This window comes from Homoserinimonas sp. OAct 916 (assembly GCF_003260275.1).
Lineage (GTDB): Bacteria > Actinomycetota > Actinomycetes > Actinomycetales > Microbacteriaceae > OACT-916.
On the sequence record NZ_QJHB01000004.1, the window covers coordinates 52428 to 70118 of the forward strand.

Here is a 17691-nt window from a genome sequence, read left to right on the forward strand (position 1 = left end):
TCAATCTTCTCGGGCTCCAGAACCCCAAAAGCAGAGAATCCGTAACCGGCAATTCAGCCGCTGGTTCAATCCACTCGGCCGGCCCACCAGCCCCATTCCTGCGGCACACCTACGAAGAGCGCGCCCGGAATGGCCCGCTTTGACTGGCCCCACGTGAACTGAATGCGTGCAGCTTACGCTGCGGGGGCCACCCGGGCATTATTCAGCAGAACGTACACGTAGCCAGTGATCGTGGCATTCACCGACGACGATGCGGCCGGAGTCTCTCCCTCGTCACCGGGCGCGGTGTCCCCTGCCGCCGCGGTCAATGCCGCGGCGGTTCCCGGTGCCGTCGTGAGACTCGTTACCAGGAACAGTCGGGGCCCGGTGCGCAGCCCGTCGGTGAAGTTTAATACATTGGCATACTCACCCGAGAGCGCAAGCGTGATCGGTACGGCCACGAGCGCACCTTCGGGCAGCTTCTGAGCGGCCGCGGCGACCTCAGCCGAACGCATTGCCGGTGCACCTGTTGCGGCAGAATCGGGCGTCGCAGCGCCAGCGGCCGAGGGATCCGGTGTGACCGAAGCCTCGGTCGCTGCTGCGGCATCCTTCGCGTCGTCGACCGCACCCGCCAGGGCAGGTTCACCCGTGGACGTCCCAGCCTCGTCGGCCGCCGGCGCCTCAGCGACGGCTTCAGCCGGCACAAAGTACTGGCCATCCTGCACCGATATCGTGGTCAAGGCAACGCCGTGCTTCACCGCGGTCGCGTCCAGACTCTTCACGAACTGCGGCAATTGGGCACCGTCGGGGATTAGGACTCGCAATTCTGCCAGCTCTTCCTCCAGCGCCTCCATGCCCTCGTGCTGCTTCATGAGCGCGGCTAGCGTGGCCTCGTGCACCACGTTCTCCTGCTCCACCAAGACGCGGTCGTTGTCTGCCTGTGCTGAAGACTCCAGTTGCGGCGAAACGCCGAGCAGGTAGCCCAACCCCACGACCGCAATCATGGCGAGTACCAAAACGATGACCCCGAGCTTGTTCTTATCCATGATTAGTTTCCCGCTTCAGCTGGTTCAAGCGCATCGAGTGCAAACCGGTGGGTGAACGCGTCTTCGTTGACATGAATCGTGAGGTTCACCTCGTACGATCCGCCGCCGACAAGCACCACCGTTCCGGGCACCGAGTCGGCATAGCCGGGCAGGGAAGACAGTGCCTCCAACCACTTCGGCACCGTGGGCAACGCCGGGCTGGTGAGCTTCAACGTCAGCGTTGCAATTCGCGGATGCTGCAAGGGCACGCCCGGCTGTGGGTACAGCGACATCGGCGATGCAGAGTCGATCGAAACGGTGTCGATCGTGACGTCGGCGGGCAGCAGCGCGCGAATGCTCTGCAAATACGCCTTCCAGTCCACCTCGGTCGATGCACCGACGATGAGCGCACTTTTGGTCGTGTCGACCTGGGTCTGCACAGAACGCACTTCAATGTATTTGAGTTGCTCGTCGAGCAGGTCTTGCGTGCGGGCTTGTTCCGCCGCAAGCCGCTCTTGCTTCTGCCCGGCCTGCATGGTGGCCAGCCCAATGCCTGTCGCCACCACAAGAACGACAAGCACCAACGCTGTCGCAAGCTGTCGGCGAAGCGCCTTGCCTTTTCGATGCGTCACGACTTCGATCGGCAACAGGCTCGCGCGCGGCTGCCCGCCGATGATCAGGTTGTCGCTCGCCGATGCTTTGCTCATGAGGCGCTCCCTAACGCTAGACCGAGTGCAACCATGTAATCTCCCCGGCTGTGCTCGAGCCCTTCTTTTGAAACCCCGCGTCCCAGCTGTACGGTGTCGAACGGCGTGGCCGGGATCACGGGCAGTCGGGTCATCTCCGCGAGCGCGTCTCCGAATCCGCCCAGCTGGGTGCCGCCTCCGGTGAGTACGATTTGCCGGATCGGCATCGAATGCGTGTTGACGAAGTAGTTCACCGTATTGCGCAGGCTGTTCAAGAGCTCCCCGGTCACCTCGCGAATGAGGTTGGCGGCCGCAGGGTTCTGTGCTTGTACCCCGGCCGGGGTGAGCCCGATCTCACGCTTCAACTGCTCGGCCTGTTCGGCATCAATCTCCAGCCGCATCGACAACGCCTGAGTGACATCGCCACTGCCGGTGGGAATGAACCGGATGAACTGTGGCACCCCCAACACCGAGATCAACACACTGGTCGAACTGGCCCCCACGTCTATTTGCACAACCGCACCGTCGACCTGCACTCCGCGGGACAGCACCCGGCTGAGCGCGAACGGAATCAGGTCGACTTCGATGGGGTTCAGTCCGGCGAGCTGCACCGCCTGCACGTTGCCCGCCACGGCGTCTTTCACCGCGGCGATCAGCAGACCGTGCACTTCCGGCCCGTTCGCGCCTTCCCCCTCAGCGATGGGGTAGAAGTCGAGCAGCGCTTCGGCGACGGGCACGGGCAGCATCTCCTGCACCTGAAACGGCAATGATTCGCGGATGCGCTTGAGCGACATCTTCGGAACCGTCAGATCACGCGCCAGCACCCGATGATTGCCCATGCCGAGCACGACGTTCTTGCTCTTGAAGTTGCCGGCGGTCCACAGCCGCTTGAGTGCCGTGCCGACCGTGTTGGGCTCAAGCACTTCGCCTCGGGAGACTGCACCCTCAGGCAACGGCATCTCGTGATAGCGCACCAGCGTGGGGTTTGCCTTGGTGGCATCGCTCAGCTCAACGGCGCGCACCGCGACGTCTCCGATGTCAACTCCTACTACACTTGCAGCCATTGAAATGTGCCCCTTCTGAGAGGAATTCGCTCGCCAGCCATCAGGCCAGCCCGTACAACGTCAAATACGCGGTCCAAATGGATTCACCGAAAAAGATCCCCAGCCAGGCGCCGGCCAGCATCCACGGGCCGAACGGGATACCGCTCTTGCGGTCGGCCCGGCGTGCCAACAAGAGCGCCAGCGAGAAGAACCCGCCGAGCAGGAACGCCGAGAACGCGCCGACCGCGAGCGGGCCCCAGCCGAGCCAGCCGAGGTACAGCCCGAGCACCCCGGCGAGCTTCACATCGCCGAAGCCCATGCCGCCGGGGTAGGCGATCGCCATCAGGTAGTAGGCGACCCACATCGCGACCAGCCCGATGCCGGCAGTGATCAGTGCAGAATAATTGCCAATGAGGATGCTCGACGCCGCGAGCAACGCACCACCGACGAGATAGCTCGGCAGCACAATGACGTTCGGCAGCCGCTTCGTGTCGAGGTCGATCAGCGCCAGCGCGACGCTCACCCCCGCCAGCCACAGGAACGCCACAATCGCCAGCACCAGAGCCGCAAGCTCCGCTCCCGCCAACTCCGTTCCCTGAGGGATCGCGAAGCGACCGTCTCGAAGGGTCGCCGCCAGCCCGCCCGACACGCCCCACCACGCCACCACCCCAAAGAATACGGCAGTGCCGAGTTCCACCAGCGGGTACCGCACCGAGATCCCCGCCCTGCACCCCCGGCACTTCCCGCGCAGCACCAGCCAGCTCAGCACTGGGATGTTGTCGTACCCACGTATCTGCTGCCCGCACCCCATGCAAGCGCTCGGCGGCGATACAATCGATCGCCCCGCTGGAACGCGGTACACAACCACGTTCAAGAACGATCCGATCAGGGCCCCGAAGATCCCCACCCCCACGGCAACCAGTTCACTCACCGCCCGAGATCGCGAACAGAGACCAGATCGCCCAGCTTAGCTTCCTGACCGATCGACCCTGCCGGGTTGGTCGTGCCGTTGGTGAGGTCCACCCCCGGCAGCCCAAGTCCCGCGTACTTGAAGTCCAAAGAGTTCTTGGTCTCGTTCACTCCGTTGACATACATTTGACCATTCCAGGTGGCATTGTTCTTCGATGAGTAGTAGCAGGGAGAGTAGAGAAACGCGTTGATCTTCACATCCAGCTTGAATTGGTTTTCATCCCCCACCCCGAACGATCCGTAGTCAGCCGGGCACGTGGGCTGGTTGTCGGGAAAGTTGTCAGGGGTGATGAACCATAGCCGGTGAGTGGCAGACGTGGTGGAGTTGAATGGGTTATCAAATGCGAAGCTCTTGGCGAAGATGACGGTATCACTCGCGAGCGAGATCGCAGTATTTTTTGGCGCCTTGACGCCCGTGCAGTTCATCGCGTCGATCACAATCGACTTTCCGCCACCCGAAATGATGCTGGAAGTCAGCGCGTCGCACTGCGTCTGCGTCAGCGTTTTTTTCAGGAACGGGGTGCCATCGTCGTTGAACCACTTGGTGGGAGCAGCGGAATCGTAAGAGAAGTCAACCCAATCGGGCACAGTCGGGATGGGGCCGTCTTTCTTGAACCTCGTGGTGTCGCAGATGCTGCCGCTGAACGACGCCGTGCACTTCTTGGCATTGAGGTTTCCGTCGATCGTGGACTTGTTCTTTGTGAGATCCACATTGCCCCCGACCCAGGCGCTGCGCTGAACCTCGCAATTCTCCAGGAGCAGGTTCCCGGTTTCAATGATCACGTCACCTTTGAACTTGGTTCCGTTGTAGCAGGAGACATTGCCGTTCTTGACCTGAATGGCCGACACTGCCGTGGCTGACTCGATATCGCCGCCGATCTCTGCACTGACCTCGGCGAGATTCTTGAACTCAATTCCGCCATAGAGGTACATGGCTGGGCCGGTGGCTTTGATGCCGGGCTGCTCGAACGGAGTGTAGTTGAAGATTCCTTCCACCGACCGCGTGTTTCCGCTCGTGTTTCCGGCCACGCCAGCAGCTGATGCGGAACCGACCGAGACGACCTTCACTCGCTTCGCAGGCGCTGTGCCAGGGCATCCCGCGCTCCATGAGTCTCCGTCTTTATAGAGGGAGTGGTACACGGTGGCAGTGAACTTGACGGCGGACGCGGACGAGTAGGTGTTGACACACGGGTCTTTCATGATGCTCGCCCGAAAGTGGTCGACGCCTGATTCGGCGGCGGCCTGCGCTTGCACACCGGCTCGCGTGGAGCTGGTGAAGCCCAGCGAGTTCATGGTGACGCTGGCGATCGTGACGGTGATGATCGCTGCGACCACTATGACTCCCAGCACCATCATCAAGGCGCTGCCGAGCTCGCGGTCAGGCTTCGGTGCCTGAACGTCGGACAGGGTGCGTGCACTGCGGTTGGTCAGAAATCGAAACATGGTTCACTCTCCTGGGCAGGGGTGCGACTGTATGCGGTGGTCTCTATGAGTACGGGCGGGCGTTCGCCCGCATCGACGCTGAACGAGATATCGATGGAATCTGGAGCGTCTACAACCGGTGGGTCTGCAGGCGGAGTCAGCTGGAATACGGGTGACGACGCGACGGGGTCGATCCCTGTTCCCAACTTGGTCCAGGAGCCTTCGGGGCCACCCGTCGGAAGCTCGATGGCGGCTGCCGGCGTGGTCGTCTTGGAGTAGACCGCTCGCTCGGCATTGCTGTAGTACCACGCCTGGCAGGACCATCCGGCTATTGCACCAGCAGTGGCGCGGCGCGCGATCAGGAGATCTCCATCAGTGTCGCTCTCGGCGCGCACTGCCGAGGCGTTGCGCACTCCAGCCTGAACGGACTGCGCGACGAGTTGGCCCAGCGTGGTCGCTTCTGACGCCGAGCGGATGCTGCGCTCGGCCTTGAGCGAGTTGATGAACAGCCCACCGATGATGACTAAAATGACCGTCGCGAAGCTCATGTAGACGATGAGCTCGACGAGGGTAAAGCCCGAATCTGCACTTTTTTCAGCTGGAACGTATCGTGGAGTGCGGCGCATTAGACGGCCGCCTTGACGAAGATGAGAGACACCGCGGATGCCAGCGAGTCGGCGTGCCCGGTCTCGGCCACCGTCACGGTGACTTCTGCGACCCCGGGATAGGCGGCGGGGCACGAGAGGGTGCGCTCAGGCTGGAGAGACACGCCGCGATCATCAATGGTCGGTGTGAGCACTTCATCACGCCAGAGCTGCAGGGTCGCGCAGGTGTCGCCCTGGGCCCGGGCACCCTCGATGCCGTCGCTGACCAGCTGTGTCGCGGTGGCAACAGTGGTGTTGGTGACCGAAACCTGAAGGGTCTGGATGAGCAGCGGGATGAAGGCCACCGCAAGGAGTGCGATGAGGAACATCGAGACAATGATCTCGATCATGCCGAAGCCGTTTTCTGAAACGTATTTGGTATGCAGTGTAGATTTCATCGTGGTCGGCCTCCTTTGGGTTACGCATTCAGGATCTTCCTCAAGTGGCTGTGGGGCACCGCAGACGCGATGCCCCACAATCATTCACCCTCAATTAGGTAAGGAACCCTACGGAGTGGGAGCGGAACAGTCGGCGGACCTTTGAACGCCGCCCTTGTCGGAAACGCTTCTGACGTCAGTGGTCCCTGTAAGATCGCTGTGCTTCCCCAAGAGGCAGAAACCGTCAGCGGTTGCGGTCACCATTGTTATAGTGACTTTGTTGCTCGGGCTAAATCCGTCAAGTGCGAGAATAGATGCATCATCCACGTCGGCAGAAGAGAAATCTGGGTTATTTACCATTTCGGCCATAATTAGGGTCTTTGCTGCTGTCAAGTCTGATTCCACAGCACTCAATTTGGCGTTATTCTGCTGGCTGAGGAAGATCGGAATGGCGATCGCGGCGAGGATGCCGATGATGAGAACGACGACCAGCAGTTCGATGAGCGTGAAGCCTTTGTCCTTGTCGTGCAGGGTGGCACGCTGACGTGCTATTGCCCCCGAAATAGTGTTTGTCATTGTGACGATCCTGTTCTTGATTGAGTGAAACTGGACTGGGCATTTCTTACTGCCCACCACCGAGGTTATTGAGGATTCCCTGAACTCACTAACCCTCAAAGTGGGGGTTTGTGGGATATTTCCGCCCCCAGTGCGGGGGGTTGAGCAATGCTCAACCAATCAATTCGAAGATGCTGAACATCGGCATGTACAGGGCGACAATCATTCCACCGATGACCACGCCGATGAAAGCAATCATCAACGGCTCGATCAACGCAGTGAGCTGCTCCGTGGTTGATTGCACTTCCTGGTCGTAGAAATCGGCGATCTTCGACAGCATCGTCTCCAGGGCGCCGGCATCCTCGCCCACCGCGATCATCTGCGTGACCATGGCCGGGAAGACCGGCTCTAAAGCCAAAGGCCCGGCAATCGATCGGCCCTGCCGCACAGACTCCTGCACCTTGACCAACGCCTGCTCGATCACCCAGTTGCCCGAGGTCTCTCCCACGATCTGCAGCGATTGCAGGATGGGCACGCCCGAGGCGGTCATGGTGGAGAAGTTGCGGGTGAACCGTGCGATCGCCAGCTTGGTCATCAGTGGCCCGAACACGGGCAGCTTGAGTTTGATCGGGTCGACCACCTTGCGCACGGCCTCGGTGTTCTTGTTCTTTGCCCACCAGAACGCAAAGATGATGCCGGCCACCACCAGGATCGGCCCGACCCAGACCATTCCCTCGGAGAACCACACCAGCATTTGCGTGGGCAGCGGCAAGGTGCCCCCCAGCCCCTCGAACATGCCCTTGAAGATGGGCACAATGAAGATGAGCATGCCGATCACCGCAAGTACCGCCATGATCAACACGATCACCGGGTAGGCGAGCGCCGACTTGATCGTGTCGCGCAGTTTCACCTCGGCTTCGAAGTTGTTGGCGACGGAGTTGAGGGCATCCTCGAGGAATCCGCCCGTCTCACCAGCACGCACCAGGTTGATCATGATCGGCGGGAAGGTCACCGAGTGTTTGAGCATGGCATCCGACAGCGAAATTCCGCTTTCGACGTCGGTGCGGATCGCGCCCAGAATCTTGGCCAGCACCTTGTTCTCGGTCTGGTCGGCCAGAATATTGAGGGTGCGCAACAGCGACAATCCGGCCGAGGTCATGGTGGCCAATTGCCGGCTCATGATCGCGAGGTCTTTGAGGTCGGGCGCCTTCTCCATCCCGGGGATCTTGATCTCCATGCTGAGACCGGTACCGGTGGGAGCCGCGGCGATCGACAGCGGAGCCAGTCCCATGGTGTGCAGGCGGGCCGCGGCAGCACCCTCTGACGGGGCATCCAGCCGGCCCTTGATCACCTTGCCCTCGGCGTTGCGTCCTTTGTAGGCGTAAGCCAGGTTGGCGGTGGCCATCTAGCGCCCCCCTCCAGAGTATTTGTCACCGAAGTCGATGCCACCGACGATATCGCCGTCACTGGGCGACTCAACACGTTGGATCAGCTGCTTGAGCCCGACCACGTCTTGCGCCTTCTCTTCGGCGGCCTGGCGGGTGATCTGGCCGGCGTTCACCAGGTCGGCCAGATGCTGATCCATGGTGTGCATGCCGAGCTCGCGGCCGGCCTGCATGGCCGAGGCGATCTGGTAGGTCTTGCCCTCACGGATGAGGTTGTTCACCGCGGGAGTGGCGATCATCACCTCGGTGGCGACCACCCGGCCGCTACCACTGGCCTTCTTGACCAGGGTCTGGCAGACGACGCCCTGCAGGGTGGCGGCCAACTGCGAGCGCACCTGGCCCTGCTGGTGCGGCGGGAATACGTCGATCACGCGGTCGATGGTCTGCGCGGCATCCTGCGTGTGCAGAGTGGCAAAGACCAGGTGACCAGTCTCGGCCGCGGTGAGGGCGACCGAGATGGTCTCGAGGTCGCGCAACTCACCAACCAATATCACGTCGGGGTCTTGCCGAAGCACATGCTTGAGCGCCGACGCGAACGAGTGCGTGTCCTGCCCCACCTCGCGCTGGTTGACCAACGACTTCTGGTGCGAGTGCAGAAACTCGATCGGGTCTTCGACGGTGACGATGTGGTCGTTACGGGTGCGGTTGACCAGATCGACCAGGGCCGCCAGCGTGGTGGACTTTCCGCTACCGGTCGGGCCGGTGACCAGCACAAGGCCGCGCGCGAGCTCGGCGAAGCGGCCCACAGACTCGGGGACGCCGAGATCTTTGAGCTGTTTGATCTCGTACGGGATGAGCCGGAAGGCCGCCCCGATCGAGTTGCGCTGCTGGTAGTAGTTCACCCTGAACCGGGCGCGAACGGCCGTGTAGGCGAAGTCGAGCTCGAGTTCGGTTGCGAAGGTCTCCGCCTGCAGGGGCGTGATGATGCTTTGCAGTGCAGCGGTGACCTTCTCGGGCATCCATTTTTCGTAGCCTTCGAGCGGGCGCAGCCCACCGTCAACACGGATACTCGGCGGGGCGCCTGTGGTGATGTGCAGGTCGGAGCCATTCTGGGCGAGCACCTGGGCGAGCGCGGCAATCAGGTCGGGATCGGGATCCTGCTGGGCGCGACGGCGATCGGCCGCCCGGCGAAGGCGAGGCTCGGCAGGGACGCCCGACGTGGCCTTGTCAGAATGCTCTTCGTCCGTCTCCGCGCGGCTGTAGTCGGCGGCGCGGCGCTGGCGAAACTCGGGAGGGCTGCTCGGAGTGGCTCCCTCGGGGCTCCCGGTTCTCGACTCGTCGGGAAGCGCGGGCGGGGCCCCTTCGAGACGGTCGCTGCGCGACCCCTCAGGGAGCGTGATGGGTGTGGAGCCCGCCGGGGTGCTCGCGTCGAGCGAGGTTGGCGCGGCGCCCACGGGGGCGCCCATAGGGGGCGCGGTGGGTGCGGCGTCCGCAGGGGGCGACGTGGGTGCGGCGCCTGCGTCGAGCGAGGTGGGGGCCGCAACCGGCGTGGAGAGCGTGGCAGGCGCTTCAGCATGGGTGTCGACAGTGAAGGCGGCGGCTTCCGAGGCGGACTTTTCGAGACGGTCGCGGCGTGACCCTTCAAGGAACGAAGTGGGGGTGCGCGCAGGGAGCGGATTTGTAGCGCTTGCAGGGAACGGAGGTGCCGCGCTCGCAGGGTGCGGGTGCGCGACGGTCTCACGGGGCGGAATGGGCGCGCTTGGGGTGACCTCAGGGAGTGCCGGGGCCACATCGTCTGCAGCGGGCGTGGGCGGCGTGCCGGGTTCGATCACACTGCGAAGCCAGCCCACAGCATCCGTTCCCGGCGGTGTCACCGGAATATCGTAGACAGGCTTATCCATGGGGTCTCCCTTGTTGAGGCGTGTTGTGGTCTGGCATCAGACGGCCACCCGCAAGATCTCTTCGACCGAGGTGAGCCCCATCTGCACTTTGGTCCAGCCGTCTTGTCGCAGGGTCACCATCCCCTGCGAAATGGCCACGCGAGCGATGTCGGCGCTGGAGACTCGCTCCACCGCCAGCCGTTCGATTTCTTCGGTGACGGTCATCACTTCGTGTAGGGCAAGGCGCCCACGGTAGCCGGTCTTGGAGCAGCTGGCGCATCCGATTGGTTTGAATGCCTGCGGCAACGGCTGGTCGGGATCGACATCGAAGCGGAGGTGCTGCAGTTCGGCCAAGGTCTTCTCATCGGGCTGCTTGCACCGGTCGCAGAGGCGGCGGGCCAACCGCTGGGCCACCACGCAGTCCAACGCGGAGCCGACCAGGAACGGCTCGATGTTCATCTCGGTCAGCCGCACGATCGCGCTCGGCGCGTCGTTGGTGTGCAGTGTGGAGAGCACCAGGTGGCCGGTCAGCGACGCCTCGATGGCGATCTGCGCCGTCTCCTGGTCGCGGATCTCTCCCAGCAGCACCACGTCTGGGTCGCTGCGCAGAATGGAGCGAAGGGCGTTGGCAAAGGTCAGACCGGCCTTCACGTTCACCTGAACCTGGTTGATGCCGTCCATGCGATACTCGACCGGGTCTTCGACCGTGATCACGTTGATCTCGGGGCGGGCCACCGCGTTCAAGGTGGTGTAGAGCGTTGTCGACTTACCGCTACCTGTCGGACCGGTCACCAGAATCATGCCGTACGGCTTCGTGTACGCCTCTTTGTAGGCCTCGAAGTTGTGTGGCAACAAGTTGAGGTCACGCAACGACATGCTCGTGTTCGAGTTGTCGAGAATTCGCATGACCACCTTCTCGCCCCACACTGTGGGCAAGGTGGCCACGCGCAGGTCGATCTTGCGCCCGCCGTGATTCACCGACATCCGGCCGTCCTGCGGCTTGCGGCGTTCCGAGATGTCAATGTCGCTCATGATCTTGAGCCGTGAGATGACGCCGTTCTGGATACTCTTCGGGGCTCGCTGCATCTCGTGCAACACGCCGTCGATGCGGTAGCGCACGCGCATGTCATGCTCGGCGGGCTCAATGTGAATATCGGATGCCTGATCCTGAATGCCTTGACTCACCAGCAGATTGACAAAACGTACGATCGGCGCATCGTCATCCGACTCGATGATCGTGTCGGCCTCAGCGCTCGTGGCGCTTTCTTCGGCGATGGTCGTGGTCAGATCGTTGAGTTCGTCGTCGGCTCGCAGGTGCCGGTCGATGGCGGCGAGCAGGTCGCTGCGCTCAACCACGACCGGGCTGACGTTCAGCCGTGAGAGCCCGCGCACATCGTCGATGGCGAACACATTCCCAGGATCGACCATGGCGAGCGTGATTCGCCCGTCGGCCGCAGCGATGGGGAGCACCTCATGGCGGCGGCAGATGCTGGCCGGCACGAGCCCGACCGCGAGGCGATCGATCGGGTAGTCGAGCAGTTCGACGAACGGCAGACCGACCTGCTCGGCGCGGGCGCGCGCGAACTGCTTCTCGGTGATCACGCCCTTCTCGACAAGGGCACGCACGGCAGTCTCGTCTTCGAGGTCGCCGGTCATCACCGCGTCAAGGTGTTCGATCGGCAAAAGCCGGTGCAGGATCAGGATTTCTGTCATGGACGCCACGGGTTACGCCCTCCAATTTCTGTGTACATAGACACCGGGCGCCGCAATGGGATTTGCGGGCATGACACCCGAATGTCATGTGGGTTAGCGTCCCCACGTTATCCGCTGGGGCACCGACTCGAACAGTCCCGCAATATGGGGGTGCTTTAGTCCCTCAACCCGCCAGAAACGGCGCGCTCACCGTCCGGTGACGCGCCGGCGCCGGTCATTACCGGTACGCAAATCGCGGTTGAGCCGGCGATCCCCGTAGTAGAGAAGAGACTCCCAGTCAATCTCGTCCATCGACTTGACCACAACCTTCGACGCTGTTTGGCGCGGTTTTTTGGGTGCGACGTAAAGCCAGCCGAGCACACCGAGGAACACATCGACGATCGAATTGCGCACTCCGATGTATGCACGAATCGCCCCGGACGCGAGCACGGCGTTGAGCGTTGCAAACGCCACGTTGCCCCAGTTCTGCTCGTGCACATTCCGCCACGCGGTGAGTATCGAGAAGGCGACGATCAAATACGGCACCACGACGTAGAGCGCAGGTGCGGCCGTGCGATTCTTCACTTTCGGCGTGCGCACAAACGGGATCTTCTCACCGGTGAGTCCCTGTTGCATTGACTTGACAACGCCGGCGAGGTTGACCGGGAGCAGCACCAGGTTGAAGCCGTAAATGCGAAAGATGTCGCTGAATCGGTGCCCGCAGTCGCGAAGGTCGCTTCCCATGGCGAGGAAATAGGGCAGGGCGGCGATGAACACGACCGGGCTCAGAAGCCGGCTGTCGTACGGGTAGGCCAGCAGGAACAACAACCCGAAACTGGCCCACGCGATGGAGGCCATGTAGTTCACACGCAGTAGGATCTCGCGGAAGAGAATCCGCTCACGCATGTGCCGCCGATGTGAAATCTGCTTCCACAGTTTCGGCAGAATCAACAAGCCACCGTTGGCCCAGCGACGACGCTGCACGACAAGGGAACCGAAGTCGGGCGGGGTCGCACTGTAGCTGAGACGCTCCGGGTAGTTCGACAACGTCCAGCCGTGGGTTCCGAGGTCCACGCTCGATTCGGTGTCTTCAATGACCGTGCGGTCTTGGATGTAGGTGCGGATCTCGAAACCGCCGACGGTCTGCACCTCGACGATGTCTTCCAGGGCGCGCTTTCGGATGACGGCGTTGGCGCCGACCCAAAAAGTCGCACCGTACTGCGTCATGCCCTGGTGCAAGATGTGCTGGATGTCGGTGGTCGCACCGGCTACCCGTTCGATGCGGGTGGGCGCACCCCGGAACGAGGAGTACGGCGTCTGCGTGACGGCAACCCGCTCATTACCCGCAGACTCCAGGAAGTAGGTCAGTCGCAAGCAGTAGTCGCGCAACAACAATGAGTCGGCATCGAGTGTGAGGAGATATTCGGTGTCGGGGATGACAAGATCGGCCGGCTCATCGTCGGCGACTTCGCGAAGCACCACGGTGTCGGCCACCTTCTCGCGGTTCCAGCGGTGCCCCATCAGCGAGATGTAGGAGTTGAGGTTCATCGCCTTGTTCGCTTCGTGCGACAGGCTGTCGAACATCTTCCGCTCGAAGGTCTCGGTCTTCGCATTGAAGATCCACGTGAGCCGCTGATAGAGCTGCCCGAGCCTTTCGGTGCCGATCGAGGAGTTCTGCACTCTGGCTGCGTTGAGGGCGAGCAAGGTCAGGCGCAGTTCGCGGACCAAACCCATGACGACAAGATCCACAAAGAATTCGTCAACATGGTCCTGAATGCGTTCGGCCTCGGCCATCGCCTCCAACCATTGGGCGGCCGCCTCATATTCTGCAGAGATCAGAACGAGTTCTTCCGAGGAGTTCACGGCGTCGTCAGTCTGCGTACGCAACCGGAATTCAGCCAGAGCCGAGTTCGCACGCTCCGCCGGGGGCGCGAGCGCCAACTCGACGTCTGTCGCCAACGCCCGCGTCTCGTCGAGCCTGGCGAGAACGGCGGGGTCAGTTGGAAAAGGTGGGTCATCTAGGAGCAGTACAACGGTCAGGTCGGGGAACTCCTGCAGCACCGCCGACCAGAGCGTGGCACGCACCACGTGCGGTTCCTCGGCGTAGGACGGCACCAGCACCGTGATGCCCTCTTTATAGTCGGTGAAGTGGCGGTCAAGTTCACCCCGCGGAACCCGAACGTGCGTCGCGAACCGGTTCAGCGCCCCCTGCCGGGCAAGGAGATACATCAGAGCCGAGAAGGTCAGAAAGGTCACAACAATCAGATAGGAAACGGTCTCGATCTGGAACCGGAACCCCGCATCGGGGTTATCGGCCAGCTGCCGCAGCACCGTCGAGATCACATACAGGATCCAGGCCAAGATCGTCACCAGGATGCCGACCCGGCCGAGTAGGATCTTGCGTCGTGAGGGCACTGGGTGAACGATCGAAAGCGGTTCCGATCGGCGCTCGGCACCCCACTGGCGCTTGCGGGCGGCACCACCCCCGCCCCCGAATGCGCCATCTGCCCCGATGAGTGAACCTTCACTCAGCAAACCGGTGGCCTCAGGCTCGACAATCTCGTCCGACAGCGCTGACTGCTTTGGCATTGGGCCCCCCCCGCATCGCTGGGAGGAAGGCTCCGCCCGAGAATTCTGGCACGGAAAACTAACACATTGAGAGGGCCAGAATTGTCCGCTAATGCCAGTATAATTCGGGTAGGTGCGCCTTGGCCGCATCACATCAACTTTCGATATTGAGAACCGTTGACGTTCCCCGTTTCACGATCAGGGCCGCGACCAGCACTTTCACCGCTCACATGTCGATGTACGGGGGAGCGCGCGTGCCCCATTTTGGGGAGAACTAATGGCACGTCGCTTTCCGGGACGCAAGCTGTCGATTGTGCGGGTCATCGCACTGTGCGCCGCAATTGCTGGCATCGCCGTGATCGCCGTCTCTGGCTGGACCCGCTTTGAAGACGCTCGCGCCGCAACCGCAACCCCTTCGTTCTTCTCCGGCTATGTCGACGTGACGGCAACCCCAACCTTGGCCTTCGAGGACGCCACCGTTTCGAAAACGAAGAGCGTTGTGCTCTCGTTCATCGTTTCCGACCCTGACTCGGCCTGCACCCCCTCGTGGGGCGGCTTCTACGGCCTCGACGAGGCCGGCACGAGCCTCGACCTCGACCGGCGCATCGCCCGCTTTGTGCAGAACGACGGTGAGGTGGCCATTTCATTCGGCGGTATGGCCAACTCCGACCTGGCTATAGCTTGCACTGACTCGGCGAAACTGAAGGCCGCTTACCAGAACGTCATCGATCGATACGACATCACCACAATCGACCTCGACATCGAGGGCACCGACCTTGGCGATACCGCTGCCGGTGTGCGCCGCGCCGAAGCCATTGCGGCCATTCAGAAGAAGCAGATCGCAGCGAACAAGCACCTCGATGTCTGGCTCACCCTGCCGGTGGCGCCGAACGGACTAACCGACGAGGGCACAACCGCCGTGGCTCAGATGCTGGCAGCCAAAGTGGAGCTCAGCGGCGTGAACGTGATGACCATGGACTTCAACACGGGCATCACGACCTCGGCCGGCATGCTCGATGCCTCGATCTCTGCCGCCAAGGCCACCCACGAGCAGGTGCGTGTGCTCTATCAGGCCACCGGGGCTGATCTTGGCGACAAGACCCTGTGGCGCAAGATCGGGCTCACCCCGATGATCGGCCAGAACGATGTACCGGCCGAGGTCTTCGGTCTTGACGCGGCGCGGGGGCTCAACGACTTCGCCCAGAAGACGGGCGTCGGCCGCATATCGATGTGGTCGCTCAACCGTGACGCCACCTGCGGCGGCAACTACCCCGACGTCAAACGGGTCTCCGACGCCTGCAGCGGGATCGATCAAGGCGATGCCCTCTTCGCCGAGCTGCTTGCCAGCGGGATCACTGGTGGCTCATCGGCCGCGACAACCACACCCAGTATCGCGCCCAGTACCGCGCCCAATACCGCGCCACGCAATACCCCCGACGAGCGATCAACTCCCCCAGTGGTGGATGATCCGGCGACCAGCCCCTACCAGATCTGGACTCCTCAGGCCACGTATGTGGCGGAAGACCGGGTGGTCTGGCACGGGAATGTCTACGTCGCCAAGTACTGGACACTTGGGGACGTGCCGGACAACCCCTCGGTGCGCTCCTCAGAGACGCCTTGGGATCTCATCGGCCCGGTGCTCCCCGGCGACAAACCACAGCCCGTCATCGAGGTGCCTGAGGGAACCTACCCGAAATGGTCTGCTACCGCGGTGTACGAGATGGGTGGCCGAGTGATGTTCAACGGTCGAATCGTTGAAGCGAAGTGGTGGACTCAAGCAGACAGCCCACAGGCAGCCCTCGAAGGGTCGAATGGCTCGGCGTGGCGAAAGCTCACGAACGACGAAGTCACGGCGATCCTGACCGAAAAGAAATAGCCGACGTTCACAATTGTGTGGCACCCCATGCCATCCACCGCTCCCTGAGGGGTCGCGCAGCGACCGTCTCGAAGGGCCCGCGCGCAGCCGGTTTTGAGACGATTCCTCGTACCTCGGAATCCCTCAACCAGCGGAGTCGAGCGGGTTGCGCGTCAGACGGCTCGGGCGAGCGGCGCGGCGGCGGGCTGCCCGTCGACGACGGGGTCGGTGCCGCGGCGCGTGTCGACCACGATCGAGCGCGCCGCCTTGTCGTGCCAGCCCTGATTGCGCCCGGACTTGTCGAGGGCGAGCGTGGAGATCACCAGCAGCAGGAGCCAGATCAGGAACAGAGACAGCGGGAAGATCAGTAGGCCGCGAACCAGCGCCGCCCCGAATCCGACGGGTTTCAGGCTGGTCTCGTTCACCACGCGGAGCCCGAGGATCGCTTTGCCGACGGTGCGCCCGGTGCGCCCGACGACGATGACCAGCACCAGAAAGTACAGCCCGAGCAGCCCGAACCCGAGTGCGGGCACCGCGCCGGTGCCGTTGCCGAACGCCGCAATGCCGACCAGAAGCCCGACGGCGGTCACCGCCCAGGCCGCGACGGTGTCGAGGAGGAACGCGCCGATGCGCTTGCCGGCGTTGGCGACCAGCGGGCCCGGGTAGGTCTGCCCCGGCGGCAACTGGATCAGCGCCACCGCGAGTGCATGGGTGGCGGGCGTCTGGGCGCCGGGAGCCGGAGCGGCAAACCCGGGAACGGCCGCCGGTGCGGCGGCTGGCGCCGAAGGGACGCCCCACGCGGGTTCGGCGGGCACGTTGGCGTAGGGGGCTCCGGAAGAAGTCATCCGACCAGCCTAACGGCTTGGCCCCCGTCTGAGGGGCGGCCCCGGTACTGCCTGCCCTGCCCTGCACCTCTGGACCTCTGGACCTCTGCACCTCTGCACCACTGCACCACTGCACCACTGCCCGGCCCGATGCGAACCCGACGCAGGCGAGCCGCGCCACAAGACGACACCATGGTCGCCTTCGGGAATCAGGTCAGTCGGACAACTCCTGTGCGTTCTTCACGACGCGCAGCCCGTCGATCATGTCTTCCAAAGCCTCTGACTCGGATGGAAACCCGCGGATGGTCGAGTGGTACACGACCGCGTCTTCGTCGGTGATCATGGTGACCCATCGATTGCCCCGCTGAACGAGGCAGACCTTGTCGGCGGCATCTGAATCGGGCTCGCCGAAATGAGCGTAATTCTCTAGACCCTCACGGCTCAGAACTTCCATCGCCTCGATGCGATCCATGGTCATCCGATCACCTTCACAACCTTCCTGACATTCGAGCCAATGATCCAGATTAACGCCATCGTGGATTACCGTGCACGGGCATTGGGATATGGGGAAAGGTCTACGACGATTGCATCCACTCCCGGCGCGGGCAATTCGAAACCTTGCGCTGTGCCCGGGTCCGCCCAATCATGCGTGCATGAACTGAAGAGAGTCGGTGTTGACTTGGCATGGTTGCTCATCCCCGGGGAACGAAGAGCAGCCTCGGTGGTCGTAACGCGGAGAACCTGATATTCACGGAGGTGCGGGTCGCCTGCCGACCTGGCTACATTT

15 protein-coding genes are annotated in these 17691 nt (G+C 62.6%); 1 reads left to right on the plus strand and 14 read right to left on the minus strand.

Going from position 1 to position 17691, the window contains the following annotated elements; genetic code table 11:
- Window positions 1-173: 173 nt before the first annotated feature.
- From DL891_RS05505 to DL891_RS05560, 12 genes are all read right to left on the minus strand, one after another.
- Entirely contained in the window at window positions 174-1025 is an 852-nt protein-coding gene (locus tag DL891_RS05505) for a hypothetical protein (protein ID WP_111719433.1), read from the minus strand.
- A 2-nt stretch (window positions 1026-1027) separates the two neighbouring features.
- Window positions 1028-1711: a hypothetical protein gene (locus DL891_RS05510; protein ID WP_111719434.1), complete on the minus strand. Its 684-nt coding sequence runs from the start codon at window positions 1709-1711 to the stop codon at window positions 1028-1030.
- Window positions 1708-2754, minus strand: coding sequence for a type IV pilus assembly protein PilM (pilM, locus tag DL891_RS05515; protein ID WP_111719435.1), 1047 nt, complete (start codon window positions 2752-2754; stop codon window positions 1708-1710). Before pilM ends, DL891_RS05510 begins: the two co-directional genes overlap by 4 nt.
- A 40-nt stretch (window positions 2755-2794) precedes the next feature.
- Window positions 2795-3664 (minus strand): A24 family peptidase, encoded by an 870-nt coding sequence (locus DL891_RS05520; RefSeq protein ID WP_368665617.1) that lies wholly within the window; start codon window positions 3662-3664, stop codon window positions 2795-2797.
- On the minus strand, window positions 3661-5145 hold the full coding sequence (locus tag DL891_RS05525) for a pilus assembly PilX N-terminal domain-containing protein (RefSeq protein ID WP_111719436.1): 1485 nt from the start codon (window positions 5143-5145) through the stop codon (window positions 3661-3663). Before DL891_RS05525 ends, DL891_RS05520 begins: the two co-directional genes overlap by 4 nt.
- Window positions 5130-5750 carry a hypothetical protein gene (locus DL891_RS05530; protein ID WP_157962399.1) on the minus strand — a complete coding sequence of 207 codons (621 nt, stop codon included), beginning with the start codon at window positions 5748-5750 and terminating at the stop codon, window positions 5130-5132. The genes DL891_RS05525 and DL891_RS05530 overlap by 16 nt, the downstream gene beginning before the upstream one ends.
- On the minus strand, window positions 5750-6166 hold the full coding sequence (locus DL891_RS05535; protein ID WP_111719438.1) for a type II secretion system protein: 417 nt from the start codon (window positions 6164-6166) through the stop codon (window positions 5750-5752). The genes DL891_RS05530 and DL891_RS05535 overlap by 1 nt, the downstream gene beginning before the upstream one ends.
- A 108-nt stretch (window positions 6167-6274) precedes the next feature.
- Window positions 6275-6721 (minus strand): type II secretion system protein, encoded by a 447-nt coding sequence (locus DL891_RS17290; protein ID WP_198668781.1) that lies wholly within the window; start codon window positions 6719-6721, stop codon window positions 6275-6277.
- A gap of 151 nt (window positions 6722-6872) precedes the next feature.
- The gene (locus tag DL891_RS05545) at window positions 6873-8105 is read right to left on the minus strand and encodes a type II secretion system F family protein (protein ID WP_111719439.1); all 1233 of its coding nucleotides are present in this window, start codon (window positions 8103-8105) and stop codon (window positions 6873-6875) included.
- A complete protein-coding gene (locus DL891_RS17445; protein ID WP_198668782.1) occupies window positions 8106-9986 on the minus strand; it encodes a PilT/PilU family type 4a pilus ATPase in 1881 nt (626 codons plus the stop codon).
- Between the two features lie 36 nt (window positions 9987-10022).
- Window positions 10023-11687, minus strand: coding sequence for a GspE/PulE family protein (locus tag DL891_RS05555; protein WP_111719440.1), 1665 nt, complete (start codon window positions 11685-11687; stop codon window positions 10023-10025).
- A 177-nt stretch (window positions 11688-11864) separates the two neighbouring features.
- Window positions 11865-14246, minus strand: a complete 2382-nt coding sequence (locus DL891_RS05560) for a glycosyltransferase family 2 protein (protein WP_111719441.1) — start codon at window positions 14244-14246, stop codon at window positions 11865-11867.
- Between the two features lie 256 nt (window positions 14247-14502).
- Here DL891_RS05560 and DL891_RS05565 point away from each other — a divergent pair, with 256 nt between their 5' ends.
- Entirely contained in the window at window positions 14503-16101 is a 1599-nt protein-coding gene (locus tag DL891_RS05565; protein WP_111719442.1) for a chitinase, read from the plus strand.
- A gap of 152 nt (window positions 16102-16253) precedes the next feature.
- Here DL891_RS05565 and DL891_RS05570 read toward each other — a convergent pair whose 3' ends face one another.
- Together DL891_RS05570 and DL891_RS05575 are read right to left on the minus strand one after the other, a co-directional pair.
- Window positions 16254-16925: an RDD family protein gene (locus DL891_RS05570; RefSeq protein WP_157962400.1), complete on the minus strand. Its 672-nt coding sequence runs from the start codon at window positions 16923-16925 to the stop codon at window positions 16254-16256.
- 193 nt (window positions 16926-17118) lie between these two features.
- Window positions 17119-17382 carry a hypothetical protein gene (locus DL891_RS05575; protein ID WP_111719444.1) on the minus strand — a complete coding sequence of 88 codons (264 nt, stop codon included), beginning with the start codon at window positions 17380-17382 and terminating at the stop codon, window positions 17119-17121.
- Window positions 17383-17691 lie beyond the last annotated feature (309 nt).

Coding starts and splice junctions, on each gene's coding strand:
- DL891_RS05505 (WP_111719433.1), bottom strand. CDS start 1,025: ATGGATAAGAACAAGCTCGGGGTCATCGTTTTGGTACTCGCCATGATT.
- DL891_RS05510 (WP_111719434.1), bottom strand. CDS start 1,711: ATGAGCAAAGCATCGGCGAGCGACAACCTGATCATCGGCGGGCAGCCG.
- pilM (WP_111719435.1), bottom strand. CDS start 2,754: ATGGCTGCAAGTGTAGTAGGAGTTGACATCGGAGACGTCGCGGTGCGC.
- DL891_RS05525 (WP_111719436.1), bottom strand. CDS start 5,145: ATGTTTCGATTTCTGACCAACCGCAGTGCACGCACCCTGTCCGACGTT.
- DL891_RS05530 (WP_157962399.1), bottom strand. CDS start 5,750: ATGCGCCGCACTCCACGATACGTTCCAGCTGAAAAAAGTGCAGATTCG.
- DL891_RS05535 (WP_111719438.1), bottom strand. CDS start 6,166: ATGAAATCTACACTGCATACCAAATACGTTTCAGAAAACGGCTTCGGC.
- DL891_RS17290 (WP_198668781.1), bottom strand. CDS start 6,721: ATGACAAACACTATTTCGGGGGCAATAGCACGTCAGCGTGCCACCCTG.
- DL891_RS05545 (WP_111719439.1), bottom strand. CDS start 8,105: ATGGCCACCGCCAACCTGGCTTACGCCTACAAAGGACGCAACGCCGAG.
- DL891_RS17445 (WP_198668782.1), bottom strand. CDS start 9,986: ATGGATAAGCCTGTCTACGATATTCCGGTGACACCGCCGGGAACGGAT.
- DL891_RS05560 (WP_111719441.1), bottom strand. CDS start 14,246: ATGCCAAAGCAGTCAGCGCTGTCGGACGAGATTGTCGAGCCTGAGGCC.
- DL891_RS05565 (WP_111719442.1), top strand. CDS start 14,503: ATGGCACGTCGCTTTCCGGGACGCAAGCTGTCGATTGTGCGGGTCATC.
- DL891_RS05570 (WP_157962400.1), bottom strand. CDS start 16,925: ATGACTTCTTCCGGAGCCCCCTACGCCAACGTGCCCGCCGAACCCGCG.
- DL891_RS05575 (WP_111719444.1), bottom strand. CDS start 17,382: ATGACCATGGATCGCATCGAGGCGATGGAAGTTCTGAGCCGTGAGGGT.